Source organism: Stenotrophomonas sp. SrG (assembly GCF_050031795.1).
Taxonomy (GTDB): domain Bacteria; phylum Pseudomonadota; class Gammaproteobacteria; order Xanthomonadales; family Xanthomonadaceae; genus Stenotrophomonas; species Stenotrophomonas rhizophila_A.
The window spans coordinates 1-17,390 of sequence record NZ_JBNBBE010000016.1; the positions used below are offsets into that span (position 1 = coordinate 1).

General features: G+C 65.2%; 16 protein-coding genes and 1 pseudogene. 11 read left to right on the top strand and 6 right to left on the bottom strand.

Annotated features, from left to right (window positions below; translation table 11 throughout):
- Positions 1-177: 177 nt before the first annotated feature.
- The 3 genes from ACQG3P_RS15120 to ykgO all read right to left on the bottom strand — a co-directional run bounded on the left by ACQG3P_RS15120 (position 178) and on the right by ykgO (position 1,987).
- The gene (locus ACQG3P_RS15120) at positions 178-1,215 is read right to left on the bottom strand and encodes an agmatine deiminase family protein (RefSeq protein WP_426805529.1); all 1,038 of its coding nucleotides are present in this window, start codon (positions 1,213-1,215) and stop codon (positions 178-180) included.
- Positions 1,216-1,259: 44 nt separating this feature from the next.
- Complete coding sequence (locus ACQG3P_RS15125) at positions 1,260-1,586, bottom strand: hypothetical protein (protein ID WP_068851273.1); 327 nt, start codon at positions 1,584-1,586, stop codon at positions 1,260-1,262.
- A 275-nt stretch (positions 1,587-1,861) separates the two neighbouring features.
- On the bottom strand, positions 1,862-1,987 hold the full coding sequence (ykgO, locus tag ACQG3P_RS15130) for a type B 50S ribosomal protein L36 (protein WP_017355593.1): 126 nt from the start codon (positions 1,985-1,987) through the stop codon (positions 1,862-1,864).
- Positions 1,988-2,180: 193 nt separating this feature from the next.
- Here ykgO and cmk point away from each other — a divergent pair, with 193 nt between their 5' ends.
- The 8 genes from cmk (at position 2,181) to galU (ending at position 10,452) form a co-directional block, all read left to right on the top strand.
- Positions 2,181-2,861, top strand: a complete 681-nt coding sequence (gene cmk / locus ACQG3P_RS15135) for a (d)CMP kinase (RefSeq protein WP_068851276.1) — start codon at positions 2,181-2,183, stop codon at positions 2,859-2,861.
- A gap of 194 nt (positions 2,862-3,055) precedes the next feature.
- A complete protein-coding gene (gene rpsA, locus ACQG3P_RS15140; RefSeq protein WP_068851279.1) occupies positions 3,056-4,741 on the top strand; it encodes a 30S ribosomal protein S1 in 1,686 nt (561 codons plus the stop codon).
- A 90-nt stretch (positions 4,742-4,831) separates the two neighbouring features.
- Entirely contained in the window at positions 4,832-5,137 is a 306-nt protein-coding gene (locus ACQG3P_RS15145; protein ID WP_017355596.1) for an integration host factor subunit beta, read from the top strand.
- Positions 5,138-5,193: 56 nt separating this feature from the next.
- Positions 5,194-5,478, top strand: coding sequence for a LapA family protein (locus ACQG3P_RS15150; protein ID WP_320458539.1), 285 nt, complete (start codon positions 5,194-5,196; stop codon positions 5,476-5,478).
- Between the two features lie 6 nt (positions 5,479-5,484).
- The gene (gene lapB / locus ACQG3P_RS15155; RefSeq protein WP_068851284.1) at positions 5,485-6,663 is read left to right on the top strand and encodes a lipopolysaccharide assembly protein LapB; all 1,179 of its coding nucleotides are present in this window, start codon (positions 5,485-5,487) and stop codon (positions 6,661-6,663) included.
- A 3-nt stretch (positions 6,664-6,666) separates the two neighbouring features.
- On the top strand, positions 6,667-7,641 hold the full coding sequence (locus ACQG3P_RS15160; protein ID WP_426805530.1) for an MraY family glycosyltransferase: 975 nt from the start codon (positions 6,667-6,669) through the stop codon (positions 7,639-7,641).
- A gap of 16 nt (positions 7,642-7,657) precedes the next feature.
- Positions 7,658-9,565: a polysaccharide biosynthesis protein gene (locus ACQG3P_RS15165; protein WP_426805531.1), complete on the top strand. Its 1,908-nt coding sequence runs from the start codon at positions 7,658-7,660 to the stop codon at positions 9,563-9,565.
- Positions 9,562-10,452 (top strand): UTP--glucose-1-phosphate uridylyltransferase GalU, encoded by an 891-nt coding sequence (gene galU / locus ACQG3P_RS15170; RefSeq protein WP_068851293.1) that lies wholly within the window; start codon positions 9,562-9,564, stop codon positions 10,450-10,452. The genes ACQG3P_RS15165 and galU overlap by 4 nt, the downstream gene beginning before the upstream one ends.
- Positions 10,453-10,591: 139 nt before the next feature.
- Here galU and ACQG3P_RS15175 read toward each other — a convergent pair whose 3' ends face one another.
- From ACQG3P_RS15175 to ACQG3P_RS15185, 3 genes are all read right to left on the bottom strand, one after another.
- Entirely contained in the window at positions 10,592-11,800 is a 1,209-nt protein-coding gene (locus ACQG3P_RS15175; RefSeq protein ID WP_068851296.1) for an acetyl-CoA C-acyltransferase, read from the bottom strand.
- A gap of 19 nt (positions 11,801-11,819) precedes the next feature.
- A complete protein-coding gene (locus ACQG3P_RS15180; protein ID WP_426805532.1) occupies positions 11,820-14,192 on the bottom strand; it encodes a 3-hydroxyacyl-CoA dehydrogenase/enoyl-CoA hydratase family protein in 2,373 nt (790 codons plus the stop codon).
- Positions 14,193-14,262: 70 nt separating this feature from the next.
- Positions 14,263-14,925 (bottom strand): TetR/AcrR family transcriptional regulator, encoded by a 663-nt coding sequence (locus ACQG3P_RS15185; protein WP_210132339.1) that lies wholly within the window; start codon positions 14,923-14,925, stop codon positions 14,263-14,265.
- Positions 14,926-15,201: 276 nt separating this feature from the next.
- Here ACQG3P_RS15185 and ndk point away from each other — a divergent pair, with 276 nt between their 5' ends.
- The 3 genes and pseudogenes from ndk to ACQG3P_RS15200 form a co-directional block, all read left to right on the top strand.
- Positions 15,202-15,627, top strand: coding sequence for a nucleoside-diphosphate kinase (gene ndk / locus ACQG3P_RS15190; RefSeq protein ID WP_068851305.1), 426 nt, complete (start codon positions 15,202-15,204; stop codon positions 15,625-15,627).
- Positions 15,628-15,637: 10 nt separating this feature from the next.
- Positions 15,638-16,843, top strand: a complete 1,206-nt coding sequence (gene rlmN / locus ACQG3P_RS15195) for a 23S rRNA (adenine(2503)-C(2))-methyltransferase RlmN (protein WP_093534407.1) — start codon at positions 15,638-15,640, stop codon at positions 16,841-16,843.
- Positions 16,830-17,390, top strand: a pseudogene (locus ACQG3P_RS15200) (type IV pilus biogenesis/stability protein PilW); the annotation flags it as partial. The gene rlmN and the pseudogene ACQG3P_RS15200, both read left to right, overlap by 14 nt.

Below are 17,390 nucleotides of genomic sequence, written 5' to 3' on the forward strand. Positions count from 1 at the left end.
ACTGTCAAAAACATGGATGTTTTTGCCAAGCCCCCATGGATGGGTTTACGGCGTGTCCCGCAAACCCGCACCCGCCGACCCAGCTCAGGTCATGCTGTGCCCACCGGCTGTTCGCCCAAAACCAAAAGCGCCGGGCAAAAGCCCGGCGCCAGGGAAATCATCGAATGCCGACGTGCTTCAAGAAGCAAGCAACCCAGCCGGCAGCTGCATGGTGATGCAGTGCAGGCTGCCGTTCTGCCAGATCAGCGAGCGGCAGGGTACCTGCACGATCTCGTGGTCCGGGTAGGCCTGGGCCAGTACGTCGCGTGCCGCGTCGTCGGCCACGTCGCCGTAGGCGGGCATCAGCACCGCCCCGTTGAGGATCAGGTAATTGGCGTAGGACGCGGCCAGGCGGCGGCCTTCGTCGATCACCGGGCGTGCCCACGGCAGCGGGAACAGGCGGTACGGCTGGCCGTCGGCGGTGCGCAGCGCGGCCAGTTCGTTGCCCATCGCCTGCAGCTCGGCATGGTGCGAATCGCTGGCGTCATCGCAGGCCTGGTAGACAATGCTGTCCACCGACGCGAAGCGCGCCAGCGTGTCGATGTGCGCGTCGGTGTCGTCGCCTTCCAGGTAGCCGTGGTCCAGCCACAGCACCCGGTCCTGCGCCAGCCAGCTCGCCATGTCCGCGCTCAGCGACGCACGATCCCGGTCCGGGTGGCGTTCGTGCAGGCACTTCCAGGTGGTGAGCAGGGTGCCCGCACCGTCGGTTTCGATGGCGCCGCCTTCCAGCGCGAACGGAATGCTCTGCAGCTCCGCGTCGGCGAACAGGTTGGCGGCGTGCAGCACGCCCACCAGCTGGTCGTCCAGGCTGGCCTCGAACTTGCCGCCCCAGCCGGTGAAGCGGAAGTCCAGCAGGCGGAAGCCGCCGTCGGCGCGGCGCAGCGTGATCGGGCCCGAATCGCGCAGCCAGGTGTCGTCGTACGGCGCGGTGACGAAACGCACGCGGTCGGTGTCGATCCGGTTGGAGCGCAGGCGCGCGTCGGCGTACGCCTCCAGGTCGTCATCGGCCACGATGATCACCACCGGCTGGAAGCGGGTGATGGCCGCGACCAGCGCGATGTAGGTGTCCTCGACGTCACCCAGGCGGTCGGCCCAGTCGGTGTCGGCGTGGGGCCAGGCGATCAGGATGGCGGACTGGGATTCCCATTCGGCCGGAAAGCGGAGCGTATCGTTCATGGTCTCGGTGCGATGGCCCGCCGGGCGGCGGGCGTTCTGATGGATCAGCGGATCGGCGGCTTCGGGCCGACTTCGTTGCTGTCAGCCTTGTTGGCCACCACGTCGATCACCTTCTGCTTCTCGAAGTAGACGGTGAACATCGGGTAGACCCAGCGGTTGATGGTCGGCCACTGGCGCTTCTGGCCGCCGCGCGGCTCCAGCTTCTCGCTGGGCTCACCGAAGCGGCTCAGGACCTGGCTGGTGGTCTCGCCGCGCACCGGCACCACCGGCGCCACCTGTTCCTTGGTGCGGTCGATCAACAGGGTGTCGGCGTGGGCGCTGGCGCAGGCCAGCAGGGCAAGCAACGGCAGTGTGGTCAGGTAACGCTTCATCTCGATCTACTCCCCAGTTATCAAGAATGGAGTCACGACCAACGGTCGTGACCTACCGTGAATCCGGCAAGGCAGTCAGACCAACGGTCGTGACCTGCCGTGAATCCGGCAAGGCAGTCAGACCAACGGTCGTGACCTGCCGTGAATCCGGCAAGGCAGCCACGACCGGCGGTCGTGGCGCACCCGGCGATTACAACAAAATTGGCAATAAAAAACCGCCCGGAGGCGGCTTTTTATTCAGGCAGGTCGCGACCGGTGGCCGCGACGGCCCAGGCTCAGCGCTGGCGAGCCTTGAAACGCGGGTTCGACTTGCAGATCACGAAGATCTTGCCGCGACGACGGACGACCTTGCAGTCACGGTGACGGGACTTGGCCGACTTCAGGGAAGACAGGACTTTCATTGCATACCTCGGCGTAAACGTGGATTCGGTTGGAGCGCGGCCGCGATATGCAGATGACAATCGGCAGGTGACGCCCGTTCAAGCCCGCCATTCTACCGGGCTTTTTTCCATCCTTTCAAGTGCTTGCACTAAAAATGTCTTGGAGGGGGCCGGGCAGGGGCTAGAATGGGGGGTCAAATCCACAGGGAACCCCATGAACCAGCCTTCTCCCGTGCTCACCATCGACGGCCCGTCCGGGGCCGGCAAGGGGACCGTCAGCCGCATTGTCGCACGCCGGCTGGGCTGGCATTACCTGGATTCGGGCGCCCTGTACCGCGCCGTGGGCGTCGCCGCCAGCTGGGCCGATATCGACACCTCCGACGCCTCGGCGCTGGTCCGCTGCACCTTCGACACCCATGTCCGCTTCGTCGAGGCCGACGACGGCAGCCTGCGTGTCATCGTCAATGAGACCGACGCCACCGACGAGCTTCGGCTGGAAACCACCGGGGCCCTGGCCTCGGCCATTGCCGCCATTCCCGAGGTCCGCGCCGCACTTAAGGAGCGTCAACGCGCATTCAGGGTTCTCCCGGGCTTGGTGGCCGACGGGCGGGACATGGGCACGGTCATCTTCCCCGACGCCCCATTCAAGGTCTTCCTGACGGCCAGTGCCGAGGAGCGCGCCGAGCGCCGGCATAACCAGTTGAAAGACAAGGGGGTTTCTGTTAACTTTGATGACCTCCTGCGCGAGATCATGGCCCGCGACGCCCGTGATGCACAGCGCACAGTGGCGCCCCTGAAGCCGGCAGACGATGCCGTCGTCATCGACACCAGTGGTATCGGCATCGACGAAGTCGTTGCCAAGGTACTGGATCTGCTTCCGGTTTCGGGTGCCTGATCCGTGGCAAGGAGGCCGCCAATCCATCGGCGGTAGTCGCACCAATGCAATGCAGTAAAAGCTCCGTCCCGCAATGATGCGTGGCGGTTTTCCTACTTCACACACGACCTGCGTTTCCGGGGTCGACCAACAGGCGGGCAGTAAACGGAACCCTCGCGGGGACCAATGCCCATGTGTCCAACAGAGTAAATCTAATGACCGAATCATTTGCCGAACTGTTTGAAGCCAGCCAGGCCAATCTGGCCAAGCTGAAGCCGGGCGCCATCGTCAGCGGTGTTGTCGTTGAAGTCCGCGGCGACGTCGTGGTGATCAACGCCGGCCTGAAGTCCGAAGGCATCGTGCCGATCGAACAGTTCCGTAACGACGCCGGCGAAATCGACGTCGCCGAAGGCGATGTCGTCAAGGTCGCCCTCGACTCGATCGAGAACGGCTTCGGTGAAACCGTCCTGTCGCGCGAGAAAGCCAAGCGCGCCATGGTGTGGGACGAGCTGGAAGAAGCCCTGGAAAAGAACGAAACCATCACCGGTCGCATCAGCGGCAAGGTCAAGGGTGGTTTCACCGTGGACATCAAGGATGTCCGCGCGTTCCTGCCCGGTTCGCTGGTGGATGTGCGCCCGGTGCGCGACCCGGCCTACCTGGAAGGCAAGGAGCTGGAATTCAAGCTCATCAAGCTGGACCGCAAGCGTAACAACGTCGTGGTCTCGCGCCGCGCTGTCGTCGAAAGCGAGCACTCGGAAGAGCGCGAGCAGCTGATGGACAAGCTGCAGGAAGGCGCGATCCTGAAGGGTGTCGTCAAGAACCTGACCGATTACGGCGCATTCGTGGACCTGGGCGGCATCGACGGCCTGCTGCACATCACCGACATGGCCTGGAAGCGCGTGCGCCACCCGTCCGAAGTCGTGAACGTCGGCGACGAGCTGGACGTGCGCGTGCTGAAGTTCGACCGCGAGCGCAACCGCGTTTCGCTCGGCCTGAAGCAGCTGGGCGAGGATCCGTGGGACAACATCGCCCGTCGTTACCCGGCCAACAGCCGCGTGTTCGGCAAGGTCTCCAACGTCACCGATTACGGCGCATTCGTCGAGATCGAGCCGGGCGTCGAAGGCCTGGTGCACGTCTCCGAGATGGATTGGACCAACAAGAACGTCAACCCGTCCAAGGTTGTGCAGGTCGGTGACGAAGTTGAAGTCATGGTCCTGGACGTCGACGAGGAGCGTCGCCGCATCTCGCTGGGCATGAAGCAGGTTGCCGCCAATCCGTGGGAAACCTTCGCTGCCATCCACAAGAAGGGCGACAAGGTGTCGGGCCAGATCAAGTCGATCACCGACTTCGGCATCTTCATCGGCCTGGACGGCGGTATTGATGGCCTGGTGCACCTGTCCGACATCAGCTGGAACACCACCGGCGAAGACGTGGTCCGCAACTTCAAGAAGGGCGACAACCTGGACGCCGTCGTCCTGGCCGTCGATCCGGAGCGCGAGCGCATCAGCCTGGGCGTCAAGCAGCTGGAGCAGGATCCGTTCGGTCAGTACATGGCTGCCAACCCGAAGGGTTCGAAGGTCGAAGGCGTGGTCAAGGAAGTGGACGCCAAGGGCGCTACCATCGAACTGGCTGACGGCATCGAAGGCTATGTCGCTGCGCGTGACGTTGCCAACGAGCGCGTCGACGACGCGACCCAGTTCCTGAAGGTCGGCGACAAGGTTGAAGCGAAGTTCGTGGGCATGGATCGCAAGGGTCGTACCCTGCAGCTGTCGATCAAGGCCAAGGACGACGCGGAAATGCGCGAAGTGCTGGAGGAATACCAGTCCTCTTCGGCTTCCAGCGGCACCACCCAGCTCGGCGCGCTGCTGCGTGCACAGCTGAACGGCAACAAGTCCGAGTAATCGGCCTTTACCCGTAGCAGTAGTTTCCTGGACGGCCCGGACAATTGTCCGGGCCGTTTCAGGGTTTGAGACCCTCGACGCGAGTCCGCAATGACCAAATCCGAGTTGATCGAAATCCTGGCGCGCCGACAGGCGCATCTGAAGTCGGACGATGTCGATCTGGCGGTGAAGTCGTTGCTGGAAATGATGGGCGGGGCGCTGGCCGGCGGGGATCGCATCGAGATCCGCGGGTTCGGCAGTTTTTCGTTGCACTACCGGCCGCCGCGGCTGGGGCGCAACCCCAAGACCGGGGAATCGGTCGCACTGCCGGGCAAGCATGTCCCGCATTTCAAGCCGGGCAAGGAACTCCGTGAGCGCGTAAGCGCCGTGGTGCCGCTGGAAAGCGATCCGGCCTAGTAGAGCGGATGGTTAGTCCGCTACTCTCTACCTCAAAGGGAATGGGAGCTGCCACAATGAAAGTCGCACGTCTGTTGATCCTGCTCGCCGTGCTGGTGGCCGGGCTCGTCATCGGTGCCCTCAATTCGCAGGACATGACCCTCAACCTGGGGTTCACTGCCATCCATTCCAGCACCGGCCTGGCCATTACCGTGGCCCTGTTGACCGGTGCGATCATCGGTGCCGGGCTCGTCCTGGTGGGGCTGGTGATTCCGTTGTATTCCCGACTGCGCAAAGCGCAGAAAGCGGCTCCGGCCGCCGCCCCCGTGGCGTCTTCTTCTTCACCTTTCGACGGACGTTGAGCGCCGATGGAATTTGTATCCGAGTGGTTCTGGTTTTTCCTGTTCCTACCGCTGGCAGCACTGTCGGGCTGGGTGATCGGCCGTCGCGGTGGCCAGCGCCATGGCGACAACCAGGTCAGCCACCTGTCCAGCACCTACTTCCGTGGCTTGAACTACCTGCTCAACGAGCAGCCCGACAAGGCCATCGAACTGTTCCTGCACATTGCCGAGCTGGACAAGGAAACCTTCGAAACCCAGGTCGCGCTGGGCCACCTGTTCCGCCGCCGGGGCGAGGTTGATCGCGCCATCCGCCTGCACCAGGGGCTGGTCAACCGTACCGACCTCAGCGACGCACAGCGCGTCCAGGCCCTGCTGGCGCTGGGCGAGGACTACATGAAGTCGGGCCTGCTCGACCGTGCCGAAACGGTCTTTACCGAACTGGCCCAGATCGACCAGCGCGCCCCGCAGGCGCTCAAGCACCTTATCGGCATCTACCAGGCCGAACGCGACTGGGAAAAGGCGATCGACAACGCCACCCGTTACGAAGAAGTCACCGGCGAGCCGATGGGCAAGCTGGTGGGGCAGTTCGAGTGCGAGCTGGCCGAACGCTTCCGTGGCGCCGGCAAGATCGATGAAGCCCGCGCGGCCATTGCCCGTGCCTACCAGGCCGATGCGATGTCGGTGCGTGCCGGCATCATTGAAGGACGCCTGGAAACCGATGCCGGCAATGCCGAAGCCGCCGTGCGCGCGTTCGAGCGGGCCGCCCGCAACGATCCCGAATACCTGCCCGAGGTGCTGCAGCCGTTGATGCAGAACTACCGCAAAGTGGGCGATCTGGGCGGCGCGCGCGCGTTCCTGTCGGAAATGACCGAGCACTATCGCGGCATCGCCCCGGTACTGGCCCTGACCCAGTTGATGGAAGAGCAGGAGGGCGTAGCTCCGGCACGCGCCTATCTCGGCCGGCAGCTGAAGGATCGCCCGTCGGTACGCGGCGAGTCGGCATTGATCGACCTGACCCTGGCCGAAGGTGCCGATTCCACCGCCACCCTGCATGACCTCAAGCACATCACCGACCAGCTGCTGGTCCGCAATCCGGCCTATCGCTGCACGCGCTGTGGCTTCGGTGCGCGGACCCACCACTGGCAATGCCCCAGCTGCAAGGAGTGGGGTACGGTCAAGCCGCTGTTGAACTACGCGGTGCTCTGAGCCATGCCGGCGGCGTGGTGGATGGGGCTGCCAGCCGTACTGGCGGTGGCGGCGGTGCTCACGTGGTGCGCCCGCCGGTACGCGCTGCGGCGCAAGCTGTTCGACCAGCCCGGGGAACGCCGCAGCCATGTCGTGGCGACCCCGCGCGGGGGCGGCATTGCCATCGTGGTGACCCTGCTGCTGGCGCTGGCCGCGGCGGCGGTCATCTGGCCGGGCGCCCGGACGCCGTTGCTGGTGTCGGGGCTGGGCCTGGTGCTGGTGGCCGGGATCGGTTGGTGGGACGACCACCGGCCGCTGCCGGCGGTGCGCCGGTTGCTGGTCCATCTGCTGGCCGCCGGCCTGCTGGCAGGTCTGGTCTGGGAGGCAACGGGCAACCCCTGGCAGGCGCTGCTGGCGCTGCTGTTTACGACATCCCTGATCAACATCTGGAACTTCATGGATGGGATCAACGGGATCGCGACCAGCCAGGCCGTTCTGGCCGGCGCCGCGTTCGCGCTGGTCCTGCCGGGTCCGCTGGCGTTGGCCGGGATTGTCCTGGCACTGGCCTGCCTTGGTTTCCTGCCGTTCAATTTTCCGAATGCAAGGATCTTCATGGGCGATGTGGGCAGCGGGGCGTTAGGTTATGCCGTCGCAGCCTTGGTCTGCCTGGCCAGCGTGGCAACCGACATCTCGTGGCTGCTGCTGCTGGTGCCGCTGACGGCTTTCCTCGTGGACGCTGGCTTCACACTGCTTTCGCGCATGCTGTCGGGGCAAAGATGGATGGAGCCCCACACCCAACATCTGTACCAACGTGCCGTCAAAAGTGGTGCAACGCACACTTCGGTTACAGGGACGTACTTTGTTTTTGGTCTGTTCAGTATTACAGTGTTTAATGCTTGCACGTATTTGCAGCCGAGGTGGGAGGCTGCCGTAGCCGTAGCGTGGATGTTCCTCGCGACCGGTCTTTGGCTGCTCCTGCGCAATGGAATGCGCTACTAGAAGGATTGTTTGCTTTATGACGCCTTGGCAGGACCGTTTCACGAGTCTGCTTCCCCGTGCCGCCATCGTGGCCCACGACCTGTTCATGGTCTGGGCGTGCTGGCAGTTGCTGCATGCCGGCCGCTATTCGATGCTGGCCGATGCTCCCTCGTTGCCGCTGTGGAACATCGATACCTCGCTGGTGCTGGTAATCCAGGCGATCGTCTTCTGGCGCGTGGGCCTGTACCGGGGGCTGTGGCGGTTCGCCAGCGTGGCCGACCTGCTGCACATCTTCAAATCCAGCTTCATCGGGTTGCTGGCCATCGTGGTGGTGCTGGCCTACAAGCGCTTCAATGGCGTGCCGATGTCGGTGCTGGTGATCTATCCCTTCGCGCTGTCGGCCCTGCTGGGCGCGCCCCGCCTGCTGTACCGGGCATGGAAGGACTACCAGGCGCTGCAGTCGGATGCGACCGCGCGCCGGGTGCTCATCCTGGGCGCCGGCCAGGCTGCCGAAGCGCTGGTCCGCGACCTGCGCCGGTCGGGGGATTTCGAGCCGGTGGGCCTGCTCGACGACGCGCCGCACCTGCAGGGGGCGAAGCTTCAGGGCCTGCCTATCCTGGGCACCCTGGACGATGCCGCCTCGGTGGTACGCGAAACCGCGGCCAAGCTGCTGGTGATTGCCATTCCGTCGCTGGATGCCGCCGGCATGCAGCGGGTGGTGGCCATCTGCGAAAGCACCGGGGTGCCGTTCCGCATGGTGCCCAAGCTCAATGACGTGCTGCTGGGCCATTCGCTGCCCGGTGAGCTGAAGGAAGTGGCGATCGAGGACCTGCTCGGGCGCAAGCCGATCCTGCCGGACTGGTCGCTGATCCGCGGCTGGCTGGGCGGGCGCACCGTGCTGGTGACCGGCGCCGGTGGTTCGATCGGCTCGGAACTGTGCCGTCAGTGCGCGCGCCACGGGGCAGGGCGGGTCGTACTGCTGGAAATGAGCGAGCTGCTGCTGCTCACCATCGAAGCCGAACTCAAGCGCAGCTTCCCCGACCTGGTCGTGGAGGTGGTACTGGGTGACTGCGGCGACCCGGCGGTGATCCGCCACGCCTTGTCGCTGTCGCAGGTGGATGCGGTGTTCCATGCGGCGGCCTACAAGCAGGTGCCCGTGCTGGAACGGCAGCTGCGCGAAGCGGTGCGCAACAACATCCTGTCCACCGAAACGGTGGCCCGTGCCTGCGTGGAAGCGCGGATCGAACATTTCGTGTTCATCTCCACCGACAAGGCGGTTGACCCGGTCAACGCCCTGGGTGCCAGCAAGCGCTATGCCGAGATGATCTGCCAGAGCCTGGACCAGAAGACCAGCCATACCCGCTTCGTCACCGTGCGCTTCGGCAACGTGCTCGCCTCGGCGGGCAGCGTGGTGCCGGTGTTCCGCGAGCAGATCCTCAAGGGCGGCCCGGTCACGGTCACCGACCCGGAAGTAACCCGTTACTTCATGACGATTCCCGAAGCCTGCCAGCTGATCCTGCAGGCGGCGGCATCAGCCTCGCACGGCGCGATCTATACGCTCGACATGGGCGAACCGGTGCCGATCCGGGTGCTGGCTGAGCAGATGATCCGCCTGGCCGGCAAGCAGCCGTACAAGGACATCGCCATCATCTACACCGGCCTTCGTCCCGGCGAAAAGCTGCACGAGACCCTGTTCTATTCGGACGAGGACTACCGCCCGACCGCGCATCCCAAGATCCTCGAGGCCGGTGTGCGCACCTTCGCCCGCGAGCAGGTGCTGGGCAATGTGCCGCGCCTGCGCGAGGCCATCGCCAACTACGATACCGATGCGATCAACAGCATCCTGTTCGCTACCATGCCGGAATTTGCGCCGTTGCAACACGAATCTCACGTCGAGTCGGCTAAGGTGCTTCCCTTTCCGGCACGAGAGGCCAACAGGCTGTGACGAACAAGCGCATTCGCAAGGCGGTTTTCCCGGTGGCGGGGCTGGGCACCCGGTTCCTTCCCGCAACCAAGACGGTTCCCAAGGAAATGCTGCCGATCATCGACCGGCCGTTGATCCAGTACGCCGTCGATGAGGCGATCGAAGCAGGGTGCGACACCCTGATCTTTGTCACCAATCGTTACAAGCACGCGGTCGCGGATTATTTCGACAAGGCGTACGAGCTGGAGCAGAAGCTCGAGCGCGCGGGCAAGACCGAGCTGCTGGAACTGGTGCGCAACGTGCTGCCGGAAGGCGTGCGCGCGGTGTTCGTGACCCAGACCGAAGCGCTGGGCCTGGGCCATGCGGTGCTGTGTGCCAAATCCGTGGTGGGCGACGAGCCGTTCGCGGTGCTGCTGCCCGACGACCTGATCTGGAACCGCGGCGACGGCGCCCTCAAGCAGATGGCCGATCTCAACCAGGCCACGGGCGCCAGCGTGATTGCGGTTGAAGACGTGCCCCACGAGAACACGGCCAGCTACGGCATCGTGGCGACCGAGGCCTTCGACGGCCGCAAGGGGCGCATCGCGCAGATCGTGGAAAAACCCAAGCCGGAAGACGCGCCGAGCGATCTGGCCGTGGTTGGCCGCTACGTGCTCAGCCCCAAGATCTTCGAACTGCTTGAAGCCACCGGCAAGGGCGCGGGCGGTGAGATCCAGCTGACCGACGCCATTGCCGACCTGCTGAAAACCGAAGAGGTCAACGCGTACCGTTTCGAAGGTACCCGGTTCGACTGCGGCACCCACCTCGGGCTGGTGGAAGCCACCATCCGCTTCGCGCTGGAAAGCCACAAACTGGGCAAGCCGGCGCGCGAGAAGCTGGCGCAGATGCTGGAAGAAGACGAGGGGTAAGCCCCGTGGCCCATGCACGCGCATGAAAAAGGCGACCCGGACGGGTCGCCTTTTTGCTTCTCCGCCCGCCTGCCAACGGCAGGCGGCCATCTCTTCCGGCCGGCAGGTACCGACCGTTGGTCGGTACCTGGATCCCGGATCACAGCGATTCGAAAATACCCGCTGCGCCCATGCCGGTGCCGATGCACATGGTGACCATGCCGTACTTCTGCTGGCGACGGCGCAGGCCATGCAGCAGCGTGGCGGTCCGGATCGCGCCGGTGGCGCCCAGCGGGTGGCCCAGTGCGATGGCGCCGCCCAGCGGGTTGACCTTGGACGGGTCCAGCCCGCAATCACGGATCACCGCCAGCGACTGCGCGGCGAACGCTTCATTGAGCTCGATCCAGTCCAGCTGGTCCTGGGTCAGGCCAGCCTGCTTGAGCGCCTTGGGAATGGCCGCGATCGGGCCGATGCCCATCACTTCCGGGCGCACACCGGCGACCGAGAAACTCACGAAGCGGGCCAGCGGCTTCAGGCCGTAGTCCTTGACCGCCTGTTCCGATGCCAGCAGCACCGCACCGGCGCCGTCGCTCATCTGCGAGGAGTTGCCGGCGGTCACCGTGCCGCCGAACTGGCCGTTGCGGAACACCGGGCGCAGCTTGGCCAGGCCTTCGGCGGACGAGTCCAGGCGCGGGCCTTCGTCGGTGTCGACGATGCGGTCGCGGGTGATGATGCGGCGGCCGTCGGCCAGGTCCGGCTGGCGGGTGCGCACGTCATACGGGCTGATCTCATCCTTGAAGTCGCCGTTCTGGATTGCGGCGATGGCCTTCTGGTGCGAGGCCAGGGCGAACGCATCCTGCTCTTCGCGGGAAACCTTCCATTCCTCGGCGACCTTCTCGGCGGTGATGCCCATGCCGTAGGCGATGGCCACGTGGTCGTTGTCGAACACGCTCGGCGCCATCGCGATCTTGTTGCCCATCATCGGCACCATCGACATCGATTCGGTGCCGCCGGCCAGCATCAGGTCGGCGTTGCCGAGACGGATCTGGTCGGCTGCCATCGCCACGGCCTGCAGGCCGGACGAGCAGAAGCGGTTGACGGTCTGCGCGGCGATGGTGTCCGGCAGGCCGGCCAGCAGCACGCCGATGCGCGCCACGTTCATGCCCTGCTCGGCTTCGGGCATGGCGCAGCCGATGATGGCGTCATCGATGCGGTTGACGTCGATGCCCGGTGCCTGCGCGACCACGGACTTGAGCACGTGGGCCAGCATGTCGTCGGGACGGGTATTGCGGAACACGCCCTTGGGCGCCTTGCCAACCGGGGTACGGGTGGCGGCGACGATGTAGGCGTCCTGGATCTGCTTGGTCATTGTGGTGGTCTCTTATGGGTCAGTTGCGCAGCGGCTTGCCGGTCTTCAGCATGTGCGCGATGCGGGCCTGGGTCTTTTCCTGCTGGGCCAGTTCGACGAAGTGCTTGCGCTCCAGGGTCAGCAGCCACTCTTCATCCACCAGCGTGCCGCGGTCCACTTCGCCACCACACAGCACGGTGGCGATACGCACGGCGATTTCGTAGTCGTACGGGCTGATGAAACGGCCCTCGAGCATGTTCACCAGCATCATCTTGAAGGTAGCGATACCCACGTCACCGGCCACCTGGATGCGGCGGGCCGGCATCGGCGGACGGTAGCCGCCTTCGGCCAGCGCCTGCACTTCGGCCTTGGCGATATGCAGCGCTTCGAAGCTGTTGAACACCACCTTGTCGGTGGCGCGCATCAGGCCCAGTTCCTTGGCGTTGACCGCGGAGTTGGAGACCTTGGCCATGGCCACGGTTTCGAAGGTCTTCTTCAGTTCGGCGAATACATCACCGCCCGGGCCAGCGGCCTGGGAGGCGCGTACCGCCAGTTCCTTCAGGCCACCACCGGCCGGCAGCAGGCCGACGCCGGCTTCGACCAGGCCGATGTAGCTTTCCAGTGCGGCCACGCTCTTGGCGCTGTGCATCTGGAATTCGCAGCCGCCGCCCAGGGCCAGCCCGCGCACGGCGGTCACCACCGGCACCAGCGCGTACTTGATGGCCTGGCTGGTGCGCTGGAAGTTGTGCACCATTTCTTCGAACTGGTCGACCTTGCCGGCCTGCAGCAGGCCGAGCGCGCCGGCCAGGTCGGCACCGGCGGAGAAGGGTTCCTTCTGCTGCCAGATCACCAGCCCCTTGAAGCCCTGCTCGGCGCGCTTGATGGCTTCCTGCAGGCCGTTGAGCACGTGGTCGGACACGGTGTTCATCTTGGTCTTGAAGCTGACCACGGCGATGCCGTCGCCGTCGTGCCACATGCGCACGCCGTCGTTCTCGAACACGGTTTCGCCCGGGCTGAAGGTTTCGCCCAGCAGCGGATCCGGGAAGCGCTGGCGCTGGTACACCGGCAGCGCCGAACGCGGCAGCTTGGCGTTGCGGGTCGGGCTGTAGCTGCCTTCGGCGGCATGCACGCCGTCGCGGCCATCGAACACCCAGTCCGGCAGCGGGGCGTTGCTCATGCTCTTGCCGGCCACGATGTCATCGGCGATCCACTGCGCGACCTGCTTCCAGCCGGCGGCCTGCCAGGTTTCGAACGGGCCCAGCGACCAGCCGTAGCCCCAGCGGATGGCCAGGTCGACGTCGCGCGCGGTTTCGGCGATGTCGGCCAGGTGGTAGGCGCTGTAATGGAACAGGTCGCGGAAGGTCGCCCACAGGAACTGCGCCTGCGGGTGCTGGCTTTCGCGCAGCTTGGCAAACTTCTCGGCCGGGTTCTTGATCTTCAGGATCTCGACCACTTCCGGGGCAGCGGTGCGATCGGCAGCGCGGTAGTCCTGCTTTTCCAGGTCCAGCACCACGATGTCCTTGCCGACCTTGCGGAAGATGCCGGCGCCGGTCTTCTGGCCCAGCGCACCCTTGGCGATCAGCGCATCCAGCCACTTCGGCGAGGCGAAGTACTGGTGCCACGGGTCGTTGGGCAGGGTGTCGCCCATCGTCTTGATGACGTGGGCCATGGTGTCCAGGCCGACCACGTCCGAGGTGCGGTAGGTGGCCGACTTCGGGCGGCCGACCAGCGGGCCGGTCAAGCCATCGACTTCATCGAAGCCCAGGCCGTACTGCTGGGTGTGGAAGATGGTGGACAGGATCGAGAACACGCCGATGCGGTTGCCGATGAAGTTCGGGGTGTCCTTGGCGTACACCACGCCCTTGCCCAGCGTGGTGACCAGGAAGCTTTCCAGGCCTTCCAGCACGGCGGCGTCGGTGGTGGTGGCCGGGATCAGCTCGGCCAGGTGCATGTAGCGCGGCGGGTTGAAGAAATGCACGCCGCAGAAGCGGTGGCGCAGCTGTTCGGGCAGTACGTCGGCGAGCTTGTTGATGCCCAGGCCGGAGGTATTGGAGGCCAGCACGGCATGATCGGCCACGAACGGGGCGATCTTCTTGTACAGGTCCTGCTTCCAGTCCATCCGTTCGGCGATGGCTTCAATGATCAGGTCGCAGTCGCGCAGCTGCTCCAGGCCGGTTTCATAGTTGGCCGGGGTGATCGCTTCGGCGTAGGACTTGCTGGCCAGCGGGGCAGGGCTGAGCTTGCCCAGGTTGGCGATGGCCTTGAGCACGATGCCGTCGGCAGGACCTTCCTTGGCGGGAAGGTCGAACAGCACGGTGTCGACGCCGGCATTGGTCAGGTGGGCCGCGATCTGGGCACCCATGACGCCGGCACCCAGCACGGCGGCGCGGCGGACTAGCAGGGAATTGGACATGTCGATAAGCCTTTGTTGGTCTGGAAGCCGGGCAGGGCCCGGCTCTACGGGGGTGATATGGGGCCCGGCGTTACGGGGTGGCAAGGGTCGCCGCCGCAGGGGCGGTAGCCGCGCTGGCGCGGAAACCGGCTTCGGCGAAATGGATCAGTTCCTGGGCTGCATGGGCACGATGCGCCGCTTCGGTGACACCGGCGGGTCGCTTGATCAGCCCGAAATCGGCCATGGCGTACGTGAGTGCGCCGGCCAGGAAGTCCAGTCGCCAATACAGCTCTTCCTTGCTGAGGCCCGGCACGCTGGCGGCGATCGCTTTGCCGAACTCGCGCAGGACGTGGCCGTAGTGGTCGGAGAGGAACTTGCGCAGGTTGTCGTTCTTCTCCGCGTACGCGCGGGCGATGACACGCACGAACGCGCCCCCGGTCTGGCGGTCCTGGGCCATGGCCAGCGCCGGTTCGACGAACGCAGCCAGCACCGGCCGCAGCTGCCCGGGGTGGTCGCGCCGGGCGGTGTCCAGCTGCGACAGCCGGGCGGCGGTCATTTCGTCCATGCGCCGGCGGAACACCTCGTTGACCAGGTTTTCCTTGGATCCGAAGTGGTAATTCACCGCGGCGATGTTCACATCGGCCTGGCTGGTCACCTGGCGCAGCGATGTCCCGGCGAACCCGTGCAGGGCGAACAGCTCCTCGGCGGCGCCGAGAATGCGGTCCTTGGTGGAGAAGTGGGCGGGTTTGGCCATGGGCGGGGTAGGGGTTCAATCAAACGATTGTTTGATATTAGACCCCGGCATCGCCGCTGGCATGCTGCGACGCACAAGATGTTGGTCCTCGTTCATGCCCATCAACCTGAACGGCGGGCAGTCGCCGCCAGCGCGAGGTTGCCGCGCAGGGCGTGGCAAGACGTACCGAGAGGTTGTAGAATCACGCCACGTATATAGGCTAAGCCCGCGTTTCGACGCGGGTTTTTTTCATGTTACTCTCGGGCCGATCAGTGGCCCGCCCAACGGAGAATTCCCATGGCGCTGGAGCGCACCCTTTCCATCATCAAGCCGGACGCCGTCGCCAAGAACGTCATCGGTGAAATCTACGCCCGCTTCGAAAAGGCTGGCCTGAAGGTCGTGGCTGCCAAGTACAAGCAGCTGTCGCGCCGTGAAGCCGAAGGCTTCTACGCCGTGCACAAGGAGCGTCCGTTCTTCAACGCGCTGGTCGAGTTCATGATCTCCGGCCCGGTGATGATCCAGGCGCTGGAAGGCGACAACGCCGTGCTGGCCCACCGCGACCTGCTGGGCGCCACCAATCCGAAGGACGCTGCGCCGGGCACCATCCGCGCCGACTTCGCCGATTCCATCGATGCCAATGCCGCCCACGGCTCGGACTCGGTCGAGAATGCCGCGATTGAAATCGCGTACTTCTTCGCCGCGACCGAAGTGGTCTCGCGCTGAGAGTAATGCCGTGAACGAGGTCGTACAGCCCAACGCCATCCCCATCGTGCTCGCCCAGGGCGCGCCGGTGGCCAAGCAGAACCTGCTCGACCTCGATCGCGAGGGATTGGAGCGCTTCTTCGCCGAGACACTCGGCGAAGCGCGCTACCGTGCCCACCAGGTCATGAAGTGGATCCACCACCACTACGTCACCGATTTCGACCAGATGACCGACCTGGGCAAGGCGCTGCGCAGCAAGCTGCAGCAGCACGCCGAAGTCCGCGTGCCGAACATCGTCTTCGACAAGCCGTCGGCCGACGGTACCCACAAGTGGCTGCTGGCCATGGGCACCGATGGCAAGAACGCGATCGAAGCGGTCTACATTCCGGACAAGAACCGCGGCACGCTGTGCGTGTCGTCGCAGGTGGGCTGTGCACTGAACTGCACGTTCTGCTCCACCGCCACCCAGGGCTTCAACCGCAACCTTTCCACCGCCGAGATCATCGGGCAGGTGTGGGTGGCGGCGCGCCACCTGGGCAACATCCCGCACAAGCAGCGTCGCCTCACCAACGTGGTGATGATGGGCATGGGCGAGCCGTTGATGAATTTCGACAACGTCGTGCGCGCCATGAGCGTGATGCGCGACGACCTGGGCTACGGCCTGGCCAACAAGCGCGTGACCCTGTCGACCTCCGGCCTGGTGCCGCAGATCGACCGCCTGTCGGCCGAAAGCGATGTGTCGCTGGCGGTGTCGCTGCATGCGCCGAACGATGCGCTGCGCGAGACCCTGGTGCCGCTCAACAAGAAGTACCCGATCGTGGAACTGATGGCCTCGTGCGCGCGCTACCTGCGTGCGAACAAGCGCCGCGAATCGGTCACCTTCGAATACACCCTGATGAAGGGCATCAACGACCAGCCCGAGCACGCCCGCCAGCTGGCGCGGCTGATGCGCCAGTTCGACAATGCCGTACAGGCCTCGCATTCGGGCAAGGTCAACCTGATTCCGTTCAATCCGTTCCCCGGTACCCGCTATGAGCGCTCCGGTGACGCGGAGATCCGCGCCTTCCAGAAGATCCTGCTCGACCAGCAGGTGCTGACGATGGTGCGGCGGACCCGTGGCGACGACATCGATGCCGCCTGTGGCCAGCTCAAGGGCCAGGTGATGGATCGTACCCGCCGCCAGGCCGAGTTCAACAAAACGCTCCAGGACGGGAAAAACCGGGATGCCGCTGCCTGACCGCCGATTGCCAGCCGTTTTTTTCGTCGCGCTGGCACTCGCCGGGTGTGGCAACAAAGGCGTCAAACCCATGACCGCTCCGTTGGGCGTAGCGCCCGAATATGTGGCGCGCGACAACGCTGACACCCGTCGCCGGGTCAGCTACCAGGACCAGATGACATTGTCGGCCGAGGCGTTCCGCGCCGGAGCGCTGGATGCTTCCGAAAAGCGCGCCCGAAGCGCGCTCAAGCTCGACGCGGGCCGGCCGGATGCCTACATCATGCTGGCGGCGCTGGCCAACCGGCGCGGTGACGATGCCGCCGCCGGTCCGCTGTTCCAGAAGGCGGCCGAACTGGCGCCGGACAGCGGCGAGGTGCTCAACAACTATGGCGCTTGGTTATGTGGTCATGGCCGCGCCACCGAGGCGCTGCCACTGTTCGACCGGGCGGTTGCCGCGCCGGGTTACCGCACGCCGGCCGCAGCCCTGGCCAACGCAGGGGGCTGTGCGCTTGACGCCGGCCAGCCCGAGCGCGCCGTGCGGGGCCAGCGCCGGGCCCGGGCGCGGGAG